Source organism: Rhodosalinus halophilus (genome assembly GCF_003298775.1).
GTDB lineage: Bacteria > Pseudomonadota > Alphaproteobacteria > Rhodobacterales > Rhodobacteraceae > Rhodosalinus > Rhodosalinus halophilus.
The window spans coordinates 1-18762 of sequence record NZ_QNTQ01000034.1; the positions used below are offsets into that span (position 1 = coordinate 1).

The following is an 18762-nucleotide window of genomic DNA, read 5'->3' on the forward strand; positions in this document are numbered from 1 at the left end:
GCCGGGCACCTGCAGCGTGACGTCGTAGGCGGGTTCCGGCTCGGGTTCAGGCTCCGGTTCGGGTGTCTCGGCCACCGCGGTGGCGATCTCGCCCAAAGCCGCGCCGAGTTGTCCCGCGTCCGCGGCCGAGAGGTATCGCCCGCCCGTGGCCTCGGCGATGCAGGCGAGCGAGCCGTCCTCATCCTCGCCCAGGCCGAAGCCCACGACATGGGCGGTGAAGCCGACGCCAGAGCGTTCGAGTTCCGCCGCCAGCGCGCAGGGATCGCGCTCGCAGCTCTCGAGCCCGTCCGAGATCAGAACGACCGTGGCCGGCCGGTCGGTGTGGGACAGCGCCCGCGCGGCCTGCTCCACGGCATCGGTGAGCGGGGTCTTGCCCCGGGGCGTGATCGCGTCGATGCGGTCCTGGATGGCTGCCGCGTTGCCCGGCGCCGGCTCCAGCAGCAGTTCGATGTCGGTGCAGTCGCCGCGCTGCCGGTGGCCGTAGGCCATCAGCCCGACCGCCCGCTCTTCCGTCCAATCGCCAAGCAGACGGTCCATCACGCCGCGCGCGATCTCGATCTTCGCCGTGCCGTCGATCTGTCCCCACATCGAGTTGGACCCGTCGAAGACGAGCATGACGTCCTCGCCCTGGGCGGGGCGGCCGTGAAGGCTCGCGACGGCGAGGGTGGCGAGAGTGAGGGCGCGCAGTCCCGGCATTGCATCGCTCCTTGCGAAGATTTCGGTCGGACGCCAACGGCCTATCCTCTCCCCGGCAGGTTGCACAAGGCCGGGGAGGCCCCCGCCCGTTTCGCTTTGCAGCGGCCCGACGCGCCGTGCCAGTCTGCCGGGGATCCATTCCTCCGCCTGCATGGGAGACCCGATGACGGAACCGATCGCCCTCCATCGCTTCGCGGATCTGCCCGACCTGGCGGCCCGGCTTCCCGCCTTCGATCAGGCCGCCGCGGCCGCCGTGCGGGCGCGGGAGGCCGAACTGACCAAGCCGGCGGGCGCGCTCGGCCGGCTGGAGGAACTGACGGAGTTCATGGCCGGCTGGCAGGGTGTGGCGCGCCCGCGTGCGGCGACGGCGCAGGCGCTGGTCTTCGCCGGCAATCACGGCGTCTGCGAGCAGGGTGTGAATCCCTATCCGCAGGAGGTGACGGCGCAGATGGTGGCGAATTTCGCGGCCGGCGGCGCGGCGATCAACCAGCTCTGTCGCACGGCGGGCGCGACGCTTTCGGTCGTGCCGCTGGATCTCGACCGGCCCACGGCCGACTTCACGCAAGGCGATGCGCTCTCCGAAGCGGAGGTGACGGCGGCCATCACGCGGGGCGCCAAGGCGGTCGATCCAAGTGCGGACGTGCTGCTGCTGGGAGAGATGGGGATCGGCAATTCCACCGTCGCGGCGGCCATGGCGGCGCTGCATCTCGGCGGCGGCGCCGACGATTGGGTGGGCCCCGGCGCCGGCGCCGACGACGCGGTGCTCGCGCGGAAGCGCGCGGCGGTGGCGGCGGCAATCGACCGGCATGCCGGGCGGACGGGCCTCGACGCCCTCGCCGCGATCGGCGGGCGGGAGCAGGCGGCCCTCTGCGGCGCGGTGCTCGCGGCGCGCGCGGCGCGCATCCCGGTCCTTCTCGACGGGTTCATCTGCACGGCGGCGGTGCTGCCGCTTCGCGCCGAGGCGGCCGGGCTCCTCGATCACTGTCTCGTCGGCCATGCCAGCGCCGAGCCCGGTCATGCACCGATGCTGGCGGCGCTCGGGATGCATCCGCTCCTCGATCTGGGGCTTCGGCTCGGGGAGGGCACCGGGGCCGCCCTGGCGCTCGGCGTGCTCCGGGGCGCGGTCGCCTGCCACGACGGCATGGCGACCTTCGCGGAGGCCGGGATCGGCGGTCAGGGGGCGAAGCGCATCGACAGCGTGAAGGAATAGGCGCCGGGCGGCATGTCCTGCGGCGCGCGCGGCAGGCGCGCGCGTCGTGCGGCGGCCACCGCGGCCGCGTCGAGCCGCTGGACGCCCGACGATCCCACCACCGACACGCCTGCGAGCGCGCCCGTGTGCGCCACGCGCAGGCTGAGCCGGACCTTGCCGGAAGCGCGCGTGCCGTGCGGGTAACGCTTCGCGCGTTCGAGGCTCGTGAGGATGCGGCCGCCCCATGCGGCCATGAGTTGCTGACGCGCACCCGCGCCCAGCGCCGCCTTGCCGGACGCGGAGTCGCTTCCCCCTGCGGCCTTGTCGGGGGAACCGCCGCCTGGCGGGCGCGATCCGGCGTCTGGCCGGGCCGCGGAGGTGCTGGCCGCGGGTCTTGCGGGTTCGGTTGCAAGAGGCGCAGCGGCGAGCGCCGTTGGCCGCGCCGCCGGCCGGGGCGAAGCCTGCGGTGCGCCGCCGGTTCTCGGCGTGTCCGGCACCGTCCGTGCGGCCCTTGCCAGAGCTTCATGCGCGGGCGGTGCCAGTGCGTCGGGTCGGCTCTGCTGCGCAGGGCGGTCCGCCGTGCCTGCATCGTGCATGGCGGACCTCGCGACCTCCGGAGCTCGCGCGAGACGGGGCGTTTCGGGTGGGGTGCGCGCACTGGCAGCGGGAAGGGGAGCTGCGCGGGGCGGGCGATCCGGCTCTGCCGCCGCGAGGGGCGACGGCGGGCTCGCGGGCGAGTGTTTCCGCCTCGGCTCAAGCGGATCAGGTGGCGAGTCTGCGACCGCATCGGGCGCGACGGGCTGCACCGGCGCGCTGTCCTGCCTTGGGGCGGCGCGCTGTGGCAGGTCGGGCGTCGCCGGGTCATCCGTCGCTTCGGGCCGTCCCGGCACGGATCGGCGCGGCGGCGCGACGTCGGTCCGCGGCAGAGCGACGGTGCGGACGTCAGGCGTGACGCGGTCGGGTTCCTCGACCACCGCCTGCACCTCGGGCGGCCGGCGCCATGCCGCGGCGAGCGCCGCGATCTCGGGCGAGGCGGCCTCGATCGCCGGCGCCGCGCCGGCCCGAGGTGCCGCGCCTGACTGCTCCGCGCCGCTGCCGCCGCCGGCGGGGGCGAGGCCGCTCCACGCCGCCAGGTGGAGCGAGGCGGAGACCGCGACGAAGCTTCCGAAGCCGAGAGAGCGCTTCATCGCGGCACCACGGCGACGTCGACTCGGGTCACGCCGACCTCTGCGAGGCGGCCAAGGAGCGCGGCGAGGCTCGCGGCCGGCAGGTCCGCATCCGCACGCACCGGCAGCGCCGCCTCGGGGCTACGCCCGGCCAGCAGGGGCCAGACTGCCGCGCCGCTCGCCGCGCCGTAGGCGAGCCGTCCGTCCGCCGCGACGTGAAGGGAGGGGCCGGCCGGCAACTCGCCGTCGGTCTCTCCCGCCGGCGGGCTGACGGCGAGCGGCTCGGGCGGGGCGATCTCTGCCGTCATCAGGAAGAAGATCAGCAGCAGAAAGACCACGTTGATCATCGGCACGACGCTTTCGAACGCGCGTCGCCGGGGCGGCGGCGCAAGGCCAAGCCCGCCGGAGGCGCGTATGAACGCGAGGTCCCTCATTCGACCAGCACCAGCGTATCGAACCCGGCCGCCGCGAGCGTGCCCGCGACGTCGGCGAGGCGTTGCAGACTGGCGCCGCCCTCCGCCCGCAGGACCACCGCCCGGCCCGGTCCGCCGCCGAGGTCTGACAGCCGCTCCGCGAGCGCCGGCTCCGCCACGGCCATGCCGTTGAGCGTCACGCCGTCCGGTGCGATCGTCACGAGCCGCGGCGGCCCTTTGTATCCGCCGTCGCCGCCGCCCGTGGCGAGCGTCAGCGCGCCCTCCTGTCCGATGCGCGCGGCGAGCATGAAGAACACCAGCAGCAGAAACACCACGTCGATCATCGGCGTGAGACTGGGGCGCCGGGCGCGGCGGGGCGGGCCGAAGGCGAACATCAGGCGCCCTCCCGGGCCAGGAAGACGCGCGTCGCCATGTCCTCGATGTCCGTCTGGACGCGCTCTGCCACGCTCTCGAACCAGGTGAGCGCCGCGGCGGCGGGGATCGCCACGGCCATGCCGGCGGCGGTGGTCAGCAGCGCCTCCCAGATGCCGCCGGCGAGCACCGCCGGGTCGGCCCGCGCACCGGTCTGCTGAAGCGCCTGAAACGCCTCGATCATACCCATCACCGTGCCGAGAAGGCCGAGCAGGGGCGCGATCGTCGCGATCAGCTCGAGCGCCCGCAGACCGTCGCGCAGGCGGGCGAGTTCGGCGCGCGCGACGCGCGCCGTCTCCTCCCGGGCCGCCTCGCCGGGCAGGGCCTGCAGCGCCGCGATGGCCGCCGCGACCACCCGGCCGCGCACGCCGGTCGCGCCCGTCCTCGCGCGGCGGTGGGTGCCCTCTTGGCCGGCCTGCCATTCGGCGATCAGGCGTTCCGCCCCGCGCCGCACCCATGCGCCGGTGGCCAGCAGCGCCGCGATCTTCCAAAGGATGAGGGCGACCGTCAGCACCGAGAGCGTCGCGATCGCCCAGAGCGCGGGGCCGCCGCGCGCGAGAAACTCCTGCAGGCCGGCCAGATCCGTCATTCCACCTTCTCCAACAGATCGAGCGACTGAAAGACGGGGCCCTCGGCCGTGTCGGCGAAATATCCCCGCACGTGAAAGACCTGCGCCAGCCGTTCGGGCGTCATCACGCGCCCAGGGGCGCCGTCGGCGACGAGCCGTCCGGCGTCGAGCATGACGAGACGCGTACAGTGACGCACGGCGAGACCGAGATCGTGGATCGACACCAAGGCAGCGCGCCCGGCATCGGCCAGCGCGCGGAACCGCTGCATCGTGGCGATCTGATGGGCCGGGTCGAGCCCGGCGGTGGGCTCGTCGGCCAGGATCAGGGGCGCCTCCTGCGCAAGGGCGCGGGCGATCAGCGCGCGCGCCTGCTCGCCGCCGGACAGCCGCGTGGCGGTCCGGTGCCGGAACTGGGCGAGCCCGGTCGCCGCGAGGGCGGCATCGACGGCGGCCCGATCCTGCGCGGTCGGGCGCTGGCCCGCAGCGAGATGCGGGAGCCGGCCGAGCATCACCAGCCGCTCCACCGTGACCGGCCAGGCGATCTCGCGCGCCTGCGGCAGCCAGGCCGCGGTGCGGGCGCGCGTCGCGGGCGGCATGGCGGCGAGGCTGCTCTCGCCCTCGAAGGGGACGAGCCCGAGGGCCGCGCGCATCAGCGTCGTCTTGCCTGCCCCATTGGGACCGATCAGGCCCACGAGCTCGCCGGGCGCCACGCGGAGCGACACGTCGCGCAGCACGGCGCGACCGCGCAGCGTGACCGACAGATGGCGGAGCTCGAGCGCGGTCATGCCATCTCCTTCCGCGTGCGGTAGATGAGATGCAGGAAGATGGGCGCGCCCACCAGCGCCGTCAGCACGCCGAGCTTGAGATCGCGCGCCGGCAGGATCAGCCGCACGGCCATATCGGCGGCGAGCACCAGCGCCGCGCCGCCCAGCGCCGAGGCCGGCAGCAGCCGCGAGGGCTGCGCGCCGACCAGCGGCCGCAGGATGTGCGGCACGACGAGCCCGACGAAGCCGATCGCGCCGGCGACGGCTGTCGCCGCGCCCACGACGCTCGCCGTCCCGGCGACCAGCGTCAGCCGGACCCGCCGCAGCGAGACGCCGAGCGCGCTGGCCGCGTCCTCGCCCAGGGTCAGCGCGTCGAGCCCGCGGCCCAGCGTCGCCAGCAGCGCCCAGCCGAGCAGCGTGAAGGGCAGGGCGATCCAGACATGAGTCATCGAGCGATCGGCGAGCGAGCCCATCATCCAGAACATGATCTCGTTCGCCGCGAAGGGATTGGGCGAGAGGTTCAGCACCAGCGAGGTCAGCGCCCCTGCCAGCGCCGAGATCGCGATGCCGGCGAGGATCAACGTCAGTGATCCGCCGCGCGGCCCGGCGAGCGCGAGAACGAGGCCCACGCCCGCGAGCGCGCCCGCGAGCGCCATCAGCGGCAGGCCGAACCAGAGACTTGCGGCAAGGCCCGTCTGCAGGGCGATCACCGCGCCCAGGGCCGCCGAGCCGGAGACCCCGATCAGCCCCGGCTCGGCCAGCGGATTGCGCAGGTAGCCCTGCATCGCCGCGCCGGCGAGGCCGAGGCTCGCCCCCACGAGCACCGCGAGGATCGCGCGGGGCAACCGGATCTCGCGCATGACGAGCGTGAGCGGCCCCGCATCGCCCAGCACCAGCGCACGCAGGCTCTCGCCTGGGCCGATCCCGGCGGGGCCGAGCGTGAGCGAGCCCAGGAAGAGCGCGCCGACCAGGGCGGCGAGGGCTGCGATCAGGCGCGTCACGGATCCGCCGAGAGCACTGCGTCGCGCAGGGGGCCCAGTTCCTCGATCGCCCGCAGGACGTAGGGCGTCCCGCAGACCCAGTCGCGGTCGGCGAAGCTGCCGGAGACGCGGGCGCGCCGCATCTCTCGCACCACCGGATGATCGAGAATCGCCTCCGCCCGCGAGGCGCCGGGGTAGGGGCGGGAGGTGATGACCGTCTCGGGCGAAGTCAGCGCCAGCACCTCGAGCGGCATGCGCCCCCCGTCGGGGAAGCCCGCAGCGCGCGCCGCGTTCTCGAAGCCCGCCGCGAGCAGGATCTCGCCCGCGAGCGAGCGGTCGCCGGCGGTGTGGCCGTTGGCGTAGTAGAGCGCGGCCGAGGGCCGGTGCGCGACCTCCTCTGCGAGGGCTGCGCGGCGGCGGTCGAAGGCGGCGACGCGCCGGGCGGCCTCCTCTTCGCGCCCGAGCACCCGGCCCATCTCGAGCATCTGCGCGCGCACGTCGTCGAGCGATCGGGCGAGTTCGAACACCTCCACCGCGATGCCGAGCCGGCGCAGCATGTCCACGGTGGCCCGCGTGGTGAAGCGGCCGGCGAGCACGAGATCGGGCTGCAGCAGGTAAATCTCCTCTGCGCGTCCGTGGTTCGCGGGATAGTCGGCCGCCTCCTCCGCCATGGCCGACGAGCGCGGGTCGCGTGCGACGGCGCTCACCGACAGAAGCTGGCCCTCTCCCGCGATCAGCATCGCGAGCTGGTCGGTGCAGAGATTCATCGAGACGACGCGCGCGGGCGCCTCGGCCGCGGCCGGGGCGGCGGCGAGCAGCCCGGCGCATAGACCGGCGATCAGCCTACCACGTCGCATCGAGGCCCACGTAGATCGTGCGCGGGCGGCTCGCGTAGCCCCAGCTGTCCACCGCATCGGCGTCGAAGAGGTTCTCGACCCGGCCGGTCAGCGTGAGCGTGTCGTCGATCGCGTAGCGCGCCGCGAGGTTGACGGTGGTGTAGGCGGGCAATTCCAGCGTCCTGAAGCCGCCGAAGAACTGCGTGTCGTAATTGCCCGCGACGTGCCGGACATCGGCCGAGACGTGGCCGCGGCCGTTGAAGGTCGCCATCGTTGCGCCGAGCAGCACCTCGTGCTCCGGCCGCCGCAACTCGACGGAGCCGTCGGGGTTCTCCGCCTGAAGCCAGGTATAGGCGAAGCGCAGGTCGAGCGCTTCGGTCGCCGCCCAGCTGCCTTCCAGCTCGACGCCCCGCCGCGTGCTCTCGCCTGTCTGGTTGACGAAGCTGAAGGTGCCGGGGCCGGTCGAGACATCGGTGATCTCGTCCTCGAGCGTCTCGTCGAAATAGGTCACGTCCACCACGCCCCGGCCCTGCGCGAATGGCACCTCCACGCCCACGTCCCAGCTGCGGTTGCGCTCGGGCGACAGGTTCGGGTTGCCGGTGTAGCCGAAGGCGGCGGCGTAGAGCTCGAAGTAGCTCGGGTTGACCACCCCTGTGCCGGCCGAGGCATGCAGCCGCACGCCGTTGTCCAGCGTGTAGGAGGCCCCCAGCACCCAGGTCGTGGCGTCGTCGAAGACGCTGTTGTCGTCGTGGCGCAGGCCCGCCTGAAGGTCGAGACCGTTGTCGAAACTGCCGCGATATTCCAGCGCCATCGAGGTCGACTCCCGGTCGAAGGCCGGATTCGAGCTGCTGGAATCTTCGGACCGCTCCGCGAAGGCGGTCAGCGTCTGGTCGGACACCGCAACCGCCTGCCCGTCGAGCGCATAGCTCAGCCGGTATTTCAGCGCTTCGGTGCGCGTTCGCGTCGGCGGGCCGCCGAAGAAGGACTGATCGTTGTCGGTGAGGTTCCACGACAGCCGCTGCACGAGCCGTCCCCCCATCGCCTCCACCTCGGCATAGAGGCCCGCGGTGGTCTCGTCGCGCTCGGAGAAGGGCGCCGTGGCGTCCACCACGTAGCCCGAGGGCGAGGTCGCTGTGCCGTCGGCGTTGTCGAACTCGTAGCGCTCTTCCGAGCGGCGATAGGTGAAGCCGAAGGTCAGCCCCTCGGCCGGCGAGACGTCGCCCGACAGCCGCACCGTGCGGCGCTCGGTCGAGTCCTTCTCGCCGTCCGACCCGGAGAAGTCCCAGCCCTCGTCGTAGGTGTCGCTCAGGCTGAACGACAGCCCGCCGCGTGGCCCGCGCGAGGACAGGGCGAGGCTGGCGGCATGGCCTGCGCCGTATTGCAACCGCGCGCGCGCCTGCTGACCCTGTTCCCCCTTGTCGGTGATGATGTTGATGACGCCGGCCGAGGCGTTCGAGCCGTAGAAGACCGACTGCGGCCCGCGCAGCACCTCGATGCGCTCGACGCCCAGCGTCTCGAGCCCGCTCAGGATGTAATTGCCGTCGCCACCCGACGCCTCGATCCCGTCGATCAGGATCAGCGTGTGATTCGCCTCCGCCCCGCGGATACGGACCTCGGTGAAGCTGTTGCCCTGGCTCACGACCGAAAGGCCGGGCAGCGCGCGCAGCGCGTCCTGAACGGTGGTGATGCCCTGCGCCTCGATCTCTTCGGCGGTGATGACGCTGGCGGAGCGGCCGTAGGTCTCGGCCTCGATGGGATTGAACCCGCCGGAGACCACGATCTCGCCCAGATCGAAGCCCTGTGCGTTCGCGGCATGCGCGAAGAGCGCGGCCACTGCCACGGAGGCCGGAAAGGCCTTGCGTGTCGTCATGTCTGTCCCTCCCCCGGCCTGCGCCGGAAAGATCGCGTTTGCCGTTGGAGGGAGTCCCCTCCGCGGGCGGTGAAAAAGGTGTCACCACGACGGAAGGGTCCGTTGCCCATGGCGCGCCCCGCGCCCGGACAGGGTGATCGCTTCGGCAGGTCTCCTGGCTTGCGGGTCCTGGCTAGACCGGGCCTTCCCATCGCCTGGGCGATAGTGGCGTGTGCCGGTGTCGCTCGCCGCTCACAGTTGCGGGGGCAGCCGCGGATTAGGGGAGATCCCCGCACCGCGTTCCCTTTTCATCCGCCGCGCTCGACGGCGGAACCGAAGCGGGATCAGTAGTCGCGCCTCGTCACGTGGTTGTCAATAAGCGCGGGGTGTCCGCGGCGCGATCGTCGGCCTCCGCCCAGAGGCGCCGGAACCGCGCCGCGATCGCCTATTCCTCGATCAGCGGATAGGCGGCCAGCGGTTCGTGCCGCGCGCCGCGCGCGCCGAGCACGGAGTGGACGAGTTCGATCTCCCGCGCGAGGAAGGGCGGCGCCTCGAAATGCGCGTTTTCGGTGATGAAGCGCTCGAGCCTGGGCTTTTCGCCGCGCCGCAGGGCGTTGAACCGCGCGATCGTCACATGCGGACGGAAGCGGCGGCGCTCGGGCGCGACGCCGGCCGCGCGCAGCCGGGCGAGCACCTTGGCGTGCAACGCTCTGAGCGGTTCCGGATCCGCCACGCCGGCATAGAGCGTGCGCGGCTCCCGCCCGCCGAACAGTTCGAGCCCGCGCAGACGGATCTCGACCGCGGGCGCACGCAGGCTCTCGAGCGACTCGTGGATCGCCTGCGCGACCTCCTCGCGCTGTTCGTCCAGAAACACGAGGGTCAGGTGGAACTGCTCGGGATCGGCGGGCCGCCCCGCCGGCAGATCGGTCTGCAGATCCTCCAGCAGGTCCGCGACCTCTTCGGGGATCGGGATGGACAGGAAGAGCCGCATCAGTCCTCCACCAGACCGAGCGCCAGGTCCATGACGTTGGTGCCCGTCGGCCCCGGCGCGAAGAGCAGACCGCGGGCCTCGAGCCACGCCCCGCTGTCGGCGGCGTCGAGCGCGGCCTGCGCGCCCGCGCCCCATGTTGCGCCGTCGGCGAAGGCGCCCGCCGCGACGGTCGGCCCGTCGGTGCCGTCGGTTCCGGCCACGAGAACCGATATGCCGTCGCATCCGGCGATCTCGCGCGCGATCAGCAGCGCCAGCGCCTGGTTGCGGCCGCCGCGCCCCGGCCGCTCGGGCAACATGACGGTCGGCTCCCCGCCCCAGACATGCAGCCCGGGCGGGCCGTCGCGGAGGCGTGCGCCGATCATCGCCGCGGCCTCCGCGACGTCGCGGTAGAGGGTTTCCTCGTCGCTCTGCACCGGCAGGCCGAGCGCCTCGGCTTCGGCTGCGACCGCCCTGCGCGCCAGCGCGTTGGACGCCACGATCCGCGTCTCGTGAGAGAAGGCCGCGTCGGCGGGAACCAGACCGATGCCCGAGCCGATCACGGCGATGTCGTCCCCCTGAACGTCCGAGATCGCCAGAACCGTGACGCGCGCGCCACGGAACGCCTCGAGCAGCCGCCCGCCCTTGATTCGCGAAAGCTGACGCCGTCGGGCGTTCATCGTCGCGATGTCGGCGCCCGACGCCAGAAGGTGTCGCGTCTCGGCCGCCAGATCGTCGAGCGTCAGCCCCTCGGCAGGCGCCTCCGCCAGCGCCGACGCACCGCCCGAGACGAGAAGCAACAGGTGGTCCCTTGCGCCGCACGCCGCGGCGCGCGAGAGCAGCGCCGCCCCGGCGCGCAGGCTGTCGGCGTCGGGCAGCGGATGACCGGACTCGATCAGCTCCAGCCCAGGTGGCGCGTCCGCGCCATGGCCATGCTTGGTCACGGCGAGCGCCGGCACCTCTCCGAATGTTTCGAGTGCGGCACGCGTCATCGGGACCGCGGCCTTGCCCACCGCCAGCACGAGATCGGGACGGGGAATCGGGGCTGCATCAAGGGACCGTCCAACCGCCCGACGCCCCTCGACCGCTGCGACGCCGGCGCTCCAGAGCCCGGCGAGCCTCCTGTCCGTTCGCATCAGCCGCGCGCCGGGCAGTCGGTTCGTGACGGCGCTGCATCACGTTTCGCGGAGCATCGCGGCTGTCGCGCAGCCTGCGCTTGTCGCGCAATGTAACAAAAAGGTAACGTCTGCTGCATGGCTGATGATGCCGAGCCCTCGCAGCAGAAGCTGCTCGTTCTGCGCATTGACCCTGCGAGGCTGCTCATGTGGCTGCTCGTCATGGTCGCGATCCTCGCGCTCGGCGGACTCTTCGTCAACAATGCCTATCTCTTCATTGGGTCCGACGGAGTCCGCGAGTTCGAACCGCTCCTGCGGCAGTTCCAGCTCGATGCCGAACACAATCTGCCCACCTGGGTGGCCAGCGGGTTGTTGCTGCTCAACGGTTGCCTGCTGGTCTGCATCGGGGGAACTGCGCGTGCGGCATCGGATACGGACTGGCCTTACTGGACGGCGTTGGGCCTCATCTTCTTCGTTCTCTCGCTCGACGAGTTCGTCTCGGCGCACGAGGCGATGGGCCGCGCCCTGCAAGGCGCGGGCGACTTCCGCGGGGCTTTCCATTACGCCTGGGTCATCCCGGTGGGCCTCGGGCTGCTGGTGCTCGGCGCGATCTATCTGCGCTTCTTCCTCAGGCTGCCGATGCGGACGCGTCTGCTGATCCTGGGCTCCGCGGCGCTCTACATTGGCGGCGCGCTAGGGGCCGAGATGGTCGGCGGCGCGATGGTGTCGGCCGAGGGCTGGTCGCCGCGCTATGCGCTCACGACCTGGATCGAGGAGACGCTGGAACTCGCCGGACAGGTGCTCTTCACCTACGCGCTGCTCGACTTCGCCGTCCGCCGTTTCGCGCCCCTCGCGGCGCGCTGAGGCCGCTTGCCCGCCCCGGCGGCATTTGCAAGCTTGCCCCGGCAAGATGCGGAGAGGAACGGCATGGATCAGGCTGTGCAGACCGAGCGGCGGGGGCGGGTTCTCGAGATCACGTTGGACCGGCCGCCCGCGAATGCGATCGACGCGGCCACGTCGCAGGCGCTGGGCGCGGCCTTCGAGACGCTTCAGCAGGACGACGCCCTTTCCGTGGCGATTCTGACCGGCGGCGGAGAGCGGTTCTTTTCCGCCGGCTGGGATCTGAAGGCCGCCGCGGCCGGCGAGGCCCCCGACGCCGACCAGGGGGTGGGCGGCTTCGCCGGCCTCACCGAGTTCTGGGGGCTGACCAAGCCGGTGATCGTCGCGGTGAACGGGCTCGCGCTCGGCGGCGGGTTCGAGCTCGCGCTCGCTGCGGACATGATCGTTGCCTCCGCGACGGCCGAGTTCGGCCTTCCGGAGGCGTCGATCGGGATTGTCGCGGATTCGGGCGGCGCCATCCGCCTGCCGCGCCTTCTGCCGCGCCCGGTCGCGATGGAAATGATGATGACCGCCCGCCGCGTGCCGGCCGACGAGCTCGCGCGATGGGGCCTGGTCAACGCGGTGGTGCGGCCCGAGCGGCTGATGGAGACCGCCCGCGCGCTGGCCGATCGGGTGGCCGCGAGCGCGCCGCGCTCGCTGCGCGCGATCAAGGAGATCGACGCGGCGACGGCGCATCTGTCGGTGGAAGAGGCCTTCGCCCGGATGCGCGCCGGGGGGCTTCCGGCCTATGACGGCATCTACGAGAGCGCCGACGCCGCCGAGGGCATGGCGGCCTTCGCCGAGAAGCGCGCACCGCGGTGGACGGGCCGGTGATGGATCTCTCCTCCGCGCCGCTGACCGGCTGGACGGGCGAGGTGATCCCCGACTGGCTGGACGAGTTCGGGCACGTCAACATCGCCCACTACCTGACGATCTGCGACCAGGCGAACTGGGCCGTCTGGAATGCGCTCAACGCGCCCGAGACGCGAATGGAGGACCGTGGCGGGCAGGAATACGTGATCGTCGAAAATCATGTCTGCTATCTCGATGAACTGCGCGGTGGCGAGCGGGTGACCGTGACGACGCAGCTTCTGGCCCACGACGCGAAGCGCATGATCCTCTTCCACGAGGTGTGGACCGGGGCGGGCGCACGGGCGGCCACCAACGAGGCGAAGTTTCTCGCCTTCGATCTCGAGGCGCGCCGCGCCGCCACATGGCGGCCTCGGGTGGCCGCCGCGCTCGACAGTCTGGCCGCGGCACACGCCGGCCTGCCGCGCCCGGCCGAGGCGGGCCGCGGCGTCGCGCTTTCGCGCCGGCGCTGAGGTCTATACTTCGGCCGTGGGGCAACCTAGGGTCGCGGCATGTCTGCAAGCTCGAGCGACGCGACGCATGACAGCGCCTATTCCTGGCTGCGGCTGGGGGTGAGCCTCGCCATCGCCACGATCGGCAACGTCGGCATGTGGGTCGTGGTGGTGATCCTGCCGGCGGTCGAGGCGGAGTTCGCCGCCGGGCGCGGCGAAGTCTCCCTCGTCTACACGCTGACCATGCTGGGCTTCGCCGCGGGCAACCTGCTGATCGGCCGCGCTGTGGATCGGCTGGGCGTGGTGCGCGCGCTGGCCGGCGCGGCGGTCGGGCTGTCGGCGAGCTTCGCGGTCGCCTCCCTCAGCCCTTCGCTTACAGTGCTGGCGGTGCTGCATTTCGCGGTCGGCTTCGGCACGGCGGCGAGCTTCGGGCCGCTGATTGCGGATATCTCGCACTGGTTCCTGAAGCGGCGCGGCATCGCCGTTGCCATCGCGGCCTGCGGCAACTACCTCGCCGGCGCGATCTGGCCCATCCTGCTCGCGGACATCATGGCAGAGGCGGGCTGGCGCGGCGTTTATCTCGCGCTCGCGGCGATCACGCTGAGCCTGATGCTGCCGCTCTCGTTCTTCCTGCGTCGCCGCCTACCCGCGGCCGCGGCCGCCCACGCCGACGCCGCGGCGGCAGAACGTGCGCTGTCGTCCGGGTTCTCGCCGCGAACCCTGGCCTGGCTTCTGGCGCTGGCGGGGATCGGCTGCTGCGTGGCGATGTCGATGCCGCAGGTGCATATCGTCGCCTATTGCGTGGATCTGGGCTACGGCCCCGCCGTAGGCGCCGAGATGCTGTCGCTGATGCTGATGGGCGGCGTCGTCTCGCGCCTCGTTTCCGGTGTGCTGATGGACCGGCTCGGCGGGGTGGTGACCCTGCTGATCGGCTCCACGCTGCAGATGATCGCACTCTTTCTCTACCTGCCCTATACCGGGCTCGTCTCGCTCTACACGGTGAGCCTGATCTTCGGGCTGGCGCAGGGCGGCATCGTGCCCAGCTACGCGGTGATCGTGCGCGAATACATGCCTGCCAGGGAGGCCGGCGCGCGCGTGGGCTTCGTCATCATGGCGACGATCGTCGGGATGGCGCTGGGCGGCTGGATGTCGGGCTGGATCTATGACGCGACGGGCAGCTACCGCGCCGCCTTCCTCAACGGGATCGCCTGGAACCTGCTCAATATCGGCATCGTCGCGATGCTTTTGCTGCGCACCCGCCGCGCCCGCCCCGTTCCGGCCTGACGCCAAGCGAATTCTCGTACGAAAATTCGCCTGGCGCCGGCGCAGTTAGGTCAGAAGAATTCTCGTACGAAAATTCTTCGGGTCAGCTGGCGGTCTGCGGGCCGAGGTGCCGCAGGCCGCGGGCCTGTGCGAGGCGCATCTGGCGCTGCCGCTCGCGGTAGCGCGCCTTGTCCGCCGCGCTCGTCTCGGCGGCGCAGAAGCGGCAGCTCACCCCCGGCTCGTGATCGGGGTGGCGCGTGTCCTCGGGCCGCAGCGGACGCCGGCACGCGTGACAGAGCACCGCCTTGCCGGGCCGCATTCCGTGTCCGACCGAGATCCGCCCGTCGAAGACGAAGCACTCGCCGCGCCAAAGGGTCTTCTCTTCCGGCACCGTCTCGAGATAACCGAGAATGCCTCCCTCGAGGTGATAGACTTCGTCCACGCCTTGGGACAGCAGAAAGCTCGTCGCCTTCTCGCAGCGGATCCCGCCGGTGCAGAACATGGCCACGGGGCCGTTGCCGAAGCGCGCGCCATGCTCGGCCCACCAGGCGGGGAAGTCGCGGAAGCGCCGCGTGCCCGGGTCGATCGCGCCCGCGAAGCTGCCCAGCGCGACCTCGTAGTCGTTGCGGGTGTCGATCAGCGTGACGTCCGGGCGCTGGATCAGGTCGTTCCAGTCGGCGGGCGCGACATGGGTGCCGACGCGGGCGGAGGGGGTGGCCTCGGGCGCACCCATGGTCACGATTTCGGCCTTCACGAGCACCTTGAGCCGGGCGAAGGGCATGTCATCCGCTTCGCTTTCCGTCCAGTCCAGCGCGGCGAAGCCCGGCACTGCCCGCAGCGCCTGCATCGCGACCGCGATCGCCTCCGGCGGCCCGGCGAGCGTGCCGTTCAGACCCTCGCGGGCGATCAGGAGCGTGCCCTTGACGCCGGCCGCGGCGAGCGCCGCGCGCGCGTTTTGCCGGACGGCCTCCGGATCGGCGACGGGCGCGAAGTGATAGAAGCGGGCGATTCGTGTCATGGGCCTTCCGATAGGCGGCGCGGGCGCCCGAGTCACTCGCCGTCGCGCGTATAGACGCCTTCCGGCAGCCGGAGAGCCGCGGCGAGGTCGCGCATCTGGGTGATCGACAGCGTCACCCGGTGCACGCGATCGGTGCGCGGGTCGTATTGCTCGACGGTCACGCAGTCCTCGAAGGCATGCACGATCACGTCCTCCTGAAGCCGCGCCGCACCCTCGTCGACGAGCGTCACCACCGTCGCGTCGAACTCGTGCTCGATACTGAACATGCATGGAACGTAACGGCTCGGCGTCGATTCGCAACTGCGGCCGGCTCGCGGGCTTGTGGGTGGCGGCGTCGCGGGCAGGCGTCTATGTGCTGAAGCGACTCCAAGGATCACTCTCAACCGATGCGTCGCCTGCTCTTCGCCCTCTTGCTGCTTCTGTCGCTGGCGGCCTGCGCCGTGCCACAGGCACCGCCACCGTCGCCTGCCCGGAGCCCGAGCACCGCGCACGCTTCCGAGTTGCGCGACCGCGCTGAGGCGGCCGTGCGCCGCTTCGCCGCGGTCGTCGAGACGGTCGAACCCGTGGCCGAGCGCGAATGCCGCGCCATCCGCCCGCGCGGCCACTGCGACTTCCGGATCGTCGTGGATGACCGCCCGGGCCAGCCGCCGAACGCCTTTCAGACGCTCGACCGCTTCGGCCGGCCGGTCATCGCCTTCACCGTGCCGCTGATCACGGCGGTCGAGAACGAGGACGAACTCGCCTTCATCATGAGCCACGAAGCCGCCCATCACCTGCTTGGGCATATCGACCGGACGCGCGCCAGCGCCGCGACGGGTGCGCTGGTCTTCGGGCAGCTCGTGACGCTTTCGGGCGGCGATGCGGAAACGGTGCGCTCGGCCGAGGAGGTGGGCGCGCTTCTCGGCGCGCGGCGCTTCTCGAAGGAGTTCGAGCTCGAGGCCGACGCGCTGGGCACGCTGATCGCCGCGCGCGCAGGCTACGACCCTGTGCGCGGCGCGCGGTTCTTCGAGCGTCTGCCCGATCCGGGCAACCGGTTTCTCGGCACGCATCCGCCCAACGCCGCCCGGCTCGAGACGGTCCGGCGTGTCGCGGCGACCCTGCAATGACGCCTTTGACCTGCATCAAGGGATGCGATCCCCGCCCCTGCTAGGGTGACGCTACGCGAGGACGGAGGATCGTCACGATGCAAAGCGACAAGACCCTCAAGCGCCACGCCGCGCTGGTGGACCGCATGGCAGGCACGCTCGGGCTCGACCTCGAGGAGAGCGCGCTGCGGGGCGAGTTGCGCGTGGACGAGATCGGCGATGCCGTTCTCGCCTGCACCGGCTGCGAGTCTCCGGGGGCCTGCGAGCACTGGCTCGACGCGCACAGCGACGGCAGCGATCAGCCGCCGGATTACTGCCGCAACGCGGGGCTGTTCGCCCGGCTCATGGTGCGCTGAGCGCTGTCGCGCGCCCGGAGCCAGGCCGATGAAACCCCTCGGAGCCGAACGCGAGCATTATTGGCGAGTCCAGCGGATGGCGCGCGCCGCCGGCGCGGATCCGGCGGCCGTCTGGGCGCAGGGCGCGCTGGACGCGGCGGATTGGACCGCGCTCGTCGCGCGTTGCCGAAGCTGTCCCTGGGCAGAGGGCTGTGCGCGATGGCTGGCGCGCTTCGAGGGTGCGGAGCTGCCGCCGCACCCGGGCCCCCCGGCGGCCTGCATCAACCGCGACACGCTCACCGCTCTCGCGCAGGACGCCGAAGAGGAGACTCCCCGATGACCAAGCTTCTGACCGGCGCGGCGAGCCCCGACCACGCCTTCTGGATCGCCCGCAGCGTCGCGCGCGTTTTGGGCCTCGACCTCTCCGGTGCGCTGGCCGACGGGCGGTTGACGCCGCAGGGTTACGCCATGCTCGTTGCGCGCTGCGAGAACTGCCGGCTCGCCGACGATTGCCAGCTTTGGCTCGCGCAGCAGACGGGCACGCCCGGCGCGCCGATCGAGGGCTGCGCCAACGCCGAGGATTTCGCCGCCCTCGCGCGGTGAGCGTGTCAGCGCGCACGCAGGTTGCGCGCCGATTCCTTGATTTCGGTGTATTGCCCCGATGGCCGGAAGCGCCACAGATAATCGGGCAGGATCGCCTCCATCGCCGCGGGCTCTATTCCCAGCTCGGCGAAGCCCCGCGCCCCCTCGGTCACCACGTTGTCGCGGCGCAGGCTCCTGAGCTGGTCGCGGGTGAGCACACCGTTGCGGATGAGCCCCAGCGTCACGATTTCCAGCAGATCGAAGCCCGCGGCCATCAGCCAGCCCATCCAGAACGGAAGGCCGAGCACCAGACGCCGCCGACGGATGACCTTGAGCATGTCGACCATCAGGTTGCGGAAGCTGTCCGCGTCCGGGCCGCCCAGCTCGTAGATGCCCGGTGCTGCCCGTCCGGTCGCGCCCATCACGGCCGCTTGCGCCACGTCGTCGACGTAGACCGGCTGGAACCTCGTGCCGGCGCCGACCAGCGGGAGGATCGGGCTGATCCGCGCCATGCCGGCGAAGCGGTTGAAGAAATTGTCCTCCGGCCCGAAGACGACCGAAGGGCGCAGGATCACGGCCTCCGGCATGGACTCCAGCACGCGGCGCTCGCCCTCCGCCTTGCTGCGGGCGTAGCGGCTCGGGCCGTCGGGGTCGGCGCCGATGGCCGAGATGTGCACCATCCGGCCGACGCCCTCTTCGGCCGCGATGCGCGCGACGCGGGCGGCGCCCTCGGCCTGCACCGCCTCGAAGGTGTTCCTGCCGCGCCAGTCGAAGGTGCCGACGCAGTTGACCACGGCATCGGCGCCGCGCAGAACCGCCCGCACGCTCGCGTCGTCGCGGATGTTGGCGAAGACCGGCTCGACCTGGCCCACCACGCCGTAGGGCCGCACGAAGATCGCCTCGTTGGGCCGCCGCACCGCGACGCGCACGCGCCAGCCTTCCTGCGCCATGCGCCGGGCGATGTAGCGGCCGAGAAACCCGGAACCGCCGAAGATTGTGACGAGTCGCGCCATGAGGCCTCCGGTCGCTTGCCGGGGTCTCATACCGCCCGCGCGGGGGCGAAACAAGGCGCGCGAAACCGCGTTGACAGTGTGACGGCAGGGGTCTAAACCGCCCGCCACAACACCGGCCCAGGTGGCGGAATTGGTAGACGCGCTGGTTTCAGGTACCAGTGGCTTAACGGCCGTGGAGGTTCGAGTCCTCTCCTGGGCACCATAAGCTCTATGTAATGAATTGTTGTGAAACAACTTTCATTGCGCGGGCCGGATGTCCCAAGTATCGCCACCATTCCGCGGCTGCTGGGCGGTTGAGCACACCCTCCGCC

At 71.8% G+C, this 18762-nt stretch carries 23 protein-coding genes, 1 tRNA gene and 1 riboswitch; of the genes, 10 read left to right on the plus strand and 14 right to left on the minus strand.

Going from position 1 to position 18762, the window contains the following annotated elements; genetic code table 11:
• Positions 1 to 696: vWA domain-containing protein (locus DRV85_RS18410; RefSeq protein WP_113290935.1), on the minus strand; the 696-nt coding region annotated here is incomplete at its 3' end.
• 163 nt (positions 697 to 859) lie between these two features.
• Here DRV85_RS18410 and cobT point away from each other — a divergent pair.
• The gene (cobT, locus tag DRV85_RS18415) at positions 860 to 1906 is read left to right on the plus strand and encodes a nicotinate-nucleotide--dimethylbenzimidazole phosphoribosyltransferase (RefSeq protein ID WP_113290936.1); all 1047 of its coding nucleotides are present in this window, start codon (positions 860 to 862) and stop codon (positions 1904 to 1906) included.
• Here cobT and DRV85_RS19285 read toward each other — a convergent pair.
• The 10 genes from DRV85_RS19285 to DRV85_RS18465 all read right to left on the minus strand — a co-directional run bounded on the left by DRV85_RS19285 (position 1870) and on the right by DRV85_RS18465 (position 10996).
• A complete protein-coding gene (locus tag DRV85_RS19285) occupies positions 1870 to 2139 on the minus strand; it encodes a TonB family protein (protein WP_158540197.1) in 270 nt (89 codons plus the stop codon). The two genes, cobT and DRV85_RS19285, sit on opposite strands and share 37 nt — an antisense overlap.
• A gap of 929 nt (positions 2140 to 3068) precedes the next feature.
• A complete protein-coding gene (locus DRV85_RS18425; protein ID WP_113290938.1) occupies positions 3069 to 3485 on the minus strand; it encodes an ExbD/TolR family protein in 417 nt (138 codons plus the stop codon).
• A complete protein-coding gene (locus DRV85_RS18430) occupies positions 3482 to 3859 on the minus strand; it encodes an ExbD/TolR family protein (RefSeq protein WP_113290939.1) in 378 nt (125 codons plus the stop codon). Before DRV85_RS18430 ends, DRV85_RS18425 begins: the two co-directional genes overlap by 4 nt.
• Positions 3859 to 4485 carry a MotA/TolQ/ExbB proton channel family protein gene (locus DRV85_RS18435; protein WP_113290940.1) on the minus strand — a complete coding sequence of 209 codons (627 nt, stop codon included), beginning with the start codon at positions 4483 to 4485 and terminating at the stop codon, positions 3859 to 3861. Before DRV85_RS18435 ends, DRV85_RS18430 begins: the two co-directional genes overlap by 1 nt.
• On the minus strand, positions 4482 to 5249 hold the full coding sequence (locus DRV85_RS18440; RefSeq protein ID WP_113290941.1) for an ABC transporter ATP-binding protein: 768 nt from the start codon (positions 5247 to 5249) through the stop codon (positions 4482 to 4484). The genes DRV85_RS18435 and DRV85_RS18440 overlap by 4 nt, the downstream gene beginning before the upstream one ends.
• The gene (locus DRV85_RS18445; RefSeq protein WP_113290942.1) at positions 5246 to 6229 is read right to left on the minus strand and encodes a FecCD family ABC transporter permease; all 984 of its coding nucleotides are present in this window, start codon (positions 6227 to 6229) and stop codon (positions 5246 to 5248) included. Before DRV85_RS18445 ends, DRV85_RS18440 begins: the two co-directional genes overlap by 4 nt.
• On the minus strand, positions 6226 to 7065 hold the full coding sequence (locus tag DRV85_RS18450; protein WP_113290943.1) for an ABC transporter substrate-binding protein: 840 nt from the start codon (positions 7063 to 7065) through the stop codon (positions 6226 to 6228). Before DRV85_RS18450 ends, DRV85_RS18445 begins: the two co-directional genes overlap by 4 nt.
• Positions 7052 to 8914, minus strand: a complete 1863-nt coding sequence (locus tag DRV85_RS18455; RefSeq protein ID WP_113290944.1) for a TonB-dependent receptor plug domain-containing protein — start codon at positions 8912 to 8914, stop codon at positions 7052 to 7054. Before DRV85_RS18455 ends, DRV85_RS18450 begins: the two co-directional genes overlap by 14 nt.
• Positions 8915 to 9041: 127 nt before the next feature.
• A riboswitch (cobalamin riboswitch) is annotated at positions 9042 to 9246 on the minus strand.
• Positions 9247 to 9338: 92 nt separating this feature from the next.
• Positions 9339 to 9884 (minus strand): RNA 2',3'-cyclic phosphodiesterase, encoded by a 546-nt coding sequence (thpR, locus tag DRV85_RS18460; RefSeq protein ID WP_113290945.1) that lies wholly within the window; start codon positions 9882 to 9884, stop codon positions 9339 to 9341.
• Positions 9884 to 10996: a glycerate kinase type-2 family protein gene (locus DRV85_RS18465; protein ID WP_113290946.1), complete on the minus strand. Its 1113-nt coding sequence runs from the start codon at positions 10994 to 10996 to the stop codon at positions 9884 to 9886. Before DRV85_RS18465 ends, thpR begins: the two co-directional genes overlap by 1 nt.
• Before the next feature lie 117 nt (positions 10997 to 11113).
• Here DRV85_RS18465 and DRV85_RS18470 point away from each other — a divergent pair, with 117 nt between their 5' ends.
• From DRV85_RS18470 to DRV85_RS18485, 4 genes are all read left to right on the plus strand, one after another.
• On the plus strand, positions 11114 to 11839 hold the full coding sequence (locus tag DRV85_RS18470) for a hypothetical protein (protein WP_147238893.1): 726 nt from the start codon (positions 11114 to 11116) through the stop codon (positions 11837 to 11839).
• A gap of 63 nt (positions 11840 to 11902) precedes the next feature.
• Positions 11903 to 12688 carry an enoyl-CoA hydratase-related protein gene (locus DRV85_RS18475; protein ID WP_113290948.1) on the plus strand — a complete coding sequence of 262 codons (786 nt, stop codon included), beginning with the start codon at positions 11903 to 11905 and terminating at the stop codon, positions 12686 to 12688.
• Positions 12688 to 13176: a thioesterase family protein gene (locus tag DRV85_RS18480; protein ID WP_147238894.1), complete on the plus strand. Its 489-nt coding sequence runs from the start codon at positions 12688 to 12690 to the stop codon at positions 13174 to 13176. Before DRV85_RS18475 ends, DRV85_RS18480 begins: the two co-directional genes overlap by 1 nt.
• A gap of 39 nt (positions 13177 to 13215) precedes the next feature.
• Positions 13216 to 14439: an MFS transporter gene (locus tag DRV85_RS18485; RefSeq protein WP_113290950.1), complete on the plus strand. Its 1224-nt coding sequence runs from the start codon at positions 13216 to 13218 to the stop codon at positions 14437 to 14439.
• Positions 14440 to 14521: 82 nt separating this feature from the next.
• Here DRV85_RS18485 and trhO read toward each other — a convergent pair whose 3' ends face one another.
• Both trhO and DRV85_RS18495 read right to left on the minus strand, forming a co-directional pair.
• Complete coding sequence (gene trhO / locus DRV85_RS18490) at positions 14522 to 15436, minus strand: oxygen-dependent tRNA uridine(34) hydroxylase TrhO (RefSeq protein ID WP_113290951.1); 915 nt, start codon at positions 15434 to 15436, stop codon at positions 14522 to 14524.
• Between the two features lie 32 nt (positions 15437 to 15468).
• Complete coding sequence (locus tag DRV85_RS18495) at positions 15469 to 15702, minus strand: hypothetical protein (protein WP_113290952.1); 234 nt, start codon at positions 15700 to 15702, stop codon at positions 15469 to 15471.
• 120 nt (positions 15703 to 15822) lie between these two features.
• Between DRV85_RS18495 and DRV85_RS18500 the strand changes: the two genes are divergently transcribed.
• From DRV85_RS18500 to DRV85_RS18515, 4 genes are all read left to right on the plus strand, one after another.
• Positions 15823 to 16542, plus strand: a complete 720-nt coding sequence (locus DRV85_RS18500; RefSeq protein ID WP_113290953.1) for a M48 family metallopeptidase — start codon at positions 15823 to 15825, stop codon at positions 16540 to 16542.
• Positions 16543 to 16619: 77 nt separating this feature from the next.
• Positions 16620 to 16877, plus strand: coding sequence for a DUF6455 family protein (locus DRV85_RS18505; protein ID WP_113290954.1), 258 nt, complete (start codon positions 16620 to 16622; stop codon positions 16875 to 16877).
• A gap of 28 nt (positions 16878 to 16905) precedes the next feature.
• Positions 16906 to 17196 (plus strand): DUF6455 family protein, encoded by a 291-nt coding sequence (locus tag DRV85_RS18510; protein ID WP_147238895.1) that lies wholly within the window; start codon positions 16906 to 16908, stop codon positions 17194 to 17196.
• Positions 17193 to 17459: a DUF6455 family protein gene (locus tag DRV85_RS18515; protein ID WP_199526086.1), complete on the plus strand. Its 267-nt coding sequence runs from the start codon at positions 17193 to 17195 to the stop codon at positions 17457 to 17459. Before DRV85_RS18510 ends, DRV85_RS18515 begins: the two co-directional genes overlap by 4 nt.
• Before the next feature lie 5 nt (positions 17460 to 17464).
• Here the strand turns inward: DRV85_RS18515 and DRV85_RS18520 are convergent, their stop codons facing one another.
• The gene (locus DRV85_RS18520) at positions 17465 to 18451 is read right to left on the minus strand and encodes a complex I NDUFA9 subunit family protein (RefSeq protein WP_113290956.1); all 987 of its coding nucleotides are present in this window, start codon (positions 18449 to 18451) and stop codon (positions 17465 to 17467) included.
• A 115-nt stretch (positions 18452 to 18566) separates the two neighbouring features.
• Between DRV85_RS18520 and DRV85_RS18525 the strand changes: the two genes are divergently transcribed.
• Positions 18567 to 18653, plus strand: a tRNA-Leu gene (locus tag DRV85_RS18525).
• The last annotated feature ends 109 nt before the right edge of the window (positions 18654 to 18762 follow it).

Coding starts and splice junctions, on each gene's coding strand:
- cobT (WP_113290936.1), top strand. CDS start 860: ATGACGGAACCGATCGCCCTCCATCGCTTCGCGGATCTGCCCGACCTG.
- DRV85_RS19285 (WP_158540197.1), bottom strand. CDS start 2,139: ATGGCCGCATGGGGCGGCCGCATCCTCACGAGCCTCGAACGCGCGAAG.
- DRV85_RS18425 (WP_113290938.1), bottom strand. CDS start 3,485: ATGAGGGACCTCGCGTTCATACGCGCCTCCGGCGGGCTTGGCCTTGCG.
- DRV85_RS18430 (WP_113290939.1), bottom strand. CDS start 3,859: ATGTTCGCCTTCGGCCCGCCCCGCCGCGCCCGGCGCCCCAGTCTCACG.
- DRV85_RS18435 (WP_113290940.1), bottom strand. CDS start 4,485: ATGACGGATCTGGCCGGCCTGCAGGAGTTTCTCGCGCGCGGCGGCCCC.
- DRV85_RS18440 (WP_113290941.1), bottom strand. CDS start 5,249: ATGACCGCGCTCGAGCTCCGCCATCTGTCGGTCACGCTGCGCGGTCGC.
- DRV85_RS18450 (WP_113290943.1), bottom strand. CDS start 7,065: ATGCGACGTGGTAGGCTGATCGCCGGTCTATGCGCCGGGCTGCTCGCC.
- DRV85_RS18455 (WP_113290944.1), bottom strand. CDS start 8,914: ATGACGACACGCAAGGCCTTTCCGGCCTCCGTGGCAGTGGCCGCGCTC.
- thpR (WP_113290945.1), bottom strand. CDS start 9,884: ATGCGGCTCTTCCTGTCCATCCCGATCCCCGAAGAGGTCGCGGACCTG.
- DRV85_RS18465 (WP_113290946.1), bottom strand. CDS start 10,996: ATGCGAACGGACAGGAGGCTCGCCGGGCTCTGGAGCGCCGGCGTCGCA.
- DRV85_RS18470 (WP_147238893.1), top strand. CDS start 11,114: ATGGCTGATGATGCCGAGCCCTCGCAGCAGAAGCTGCTCGTTCTGCGC.
- DRV85_RS18475 (WP_113290948.1), top strand. CDS start 11,903: ATGGATCAGGCTGTGCAGACCGAGCGGCGGGGGCGGGTTCTCGAGATC.
- DRV85_RS18480 (WP_147238894.1), top strand. CDS start 12,688: ATGGATCTCTCCTCCGCGCCGCTGACCGGCTGGACGGGCGAGGTGATC.
- DRV85_RS18485 (WP_113290950.1), top strand. CDS start 13,216: ATGTCTGCAAGCTCGAGCGACGCGACGCATGACAGCGCCTATTCCTGG.
- trhO (WP_113290951.1), bottom strand. CDS start 15,436: ATGACACGAATCGCCCGCTTCTATCACTTCGCGCCCGTCGCCGATCCG.
- DRV85_RS18495 (WP_113290952.1), bottom strand. CDS start 15,702: ATGTTCAGTATCGAGCACGAGTTCGACGCGACGGTGGTGACGCTCGTC.
- DRV85_RS18500 (WP_113290953.1), top strand. CDS start 15,823: ATGCGTCGCCTGCTCTTCGCCCTCTTGCTGCTTCTGTCGCTGGCGGCC.
- DRV85_RS18505 (WP_113290954.1), top strand. CDS start 16,620: ATGCAAAGCGACAAGACCCTCAAGCGCCACGCCGCGCTGGTGGACCGC.
- DRV85_RS18510 (WP_147238895.1), top strand. CDS start 16,906: ATGAAACCCCTCGGAGCCGAACGCGAGCATTATTGGCGAGTCCAGCGG.
- DRV85_RS18515 (WP_199526086.1), top strand. CDS start 17,193: ATGACCAAGCTTCTGACCGGCGCGGCGAGCCCCGACCACGCCTTCTGG.
- DRV85_RS18520 (WP_113290956.1), bottom strand. CDS start 18,451: ATGGCGCGACTCGTCACAATCTTCGGCGGTTCCGGGTTTCTCGGCCGC.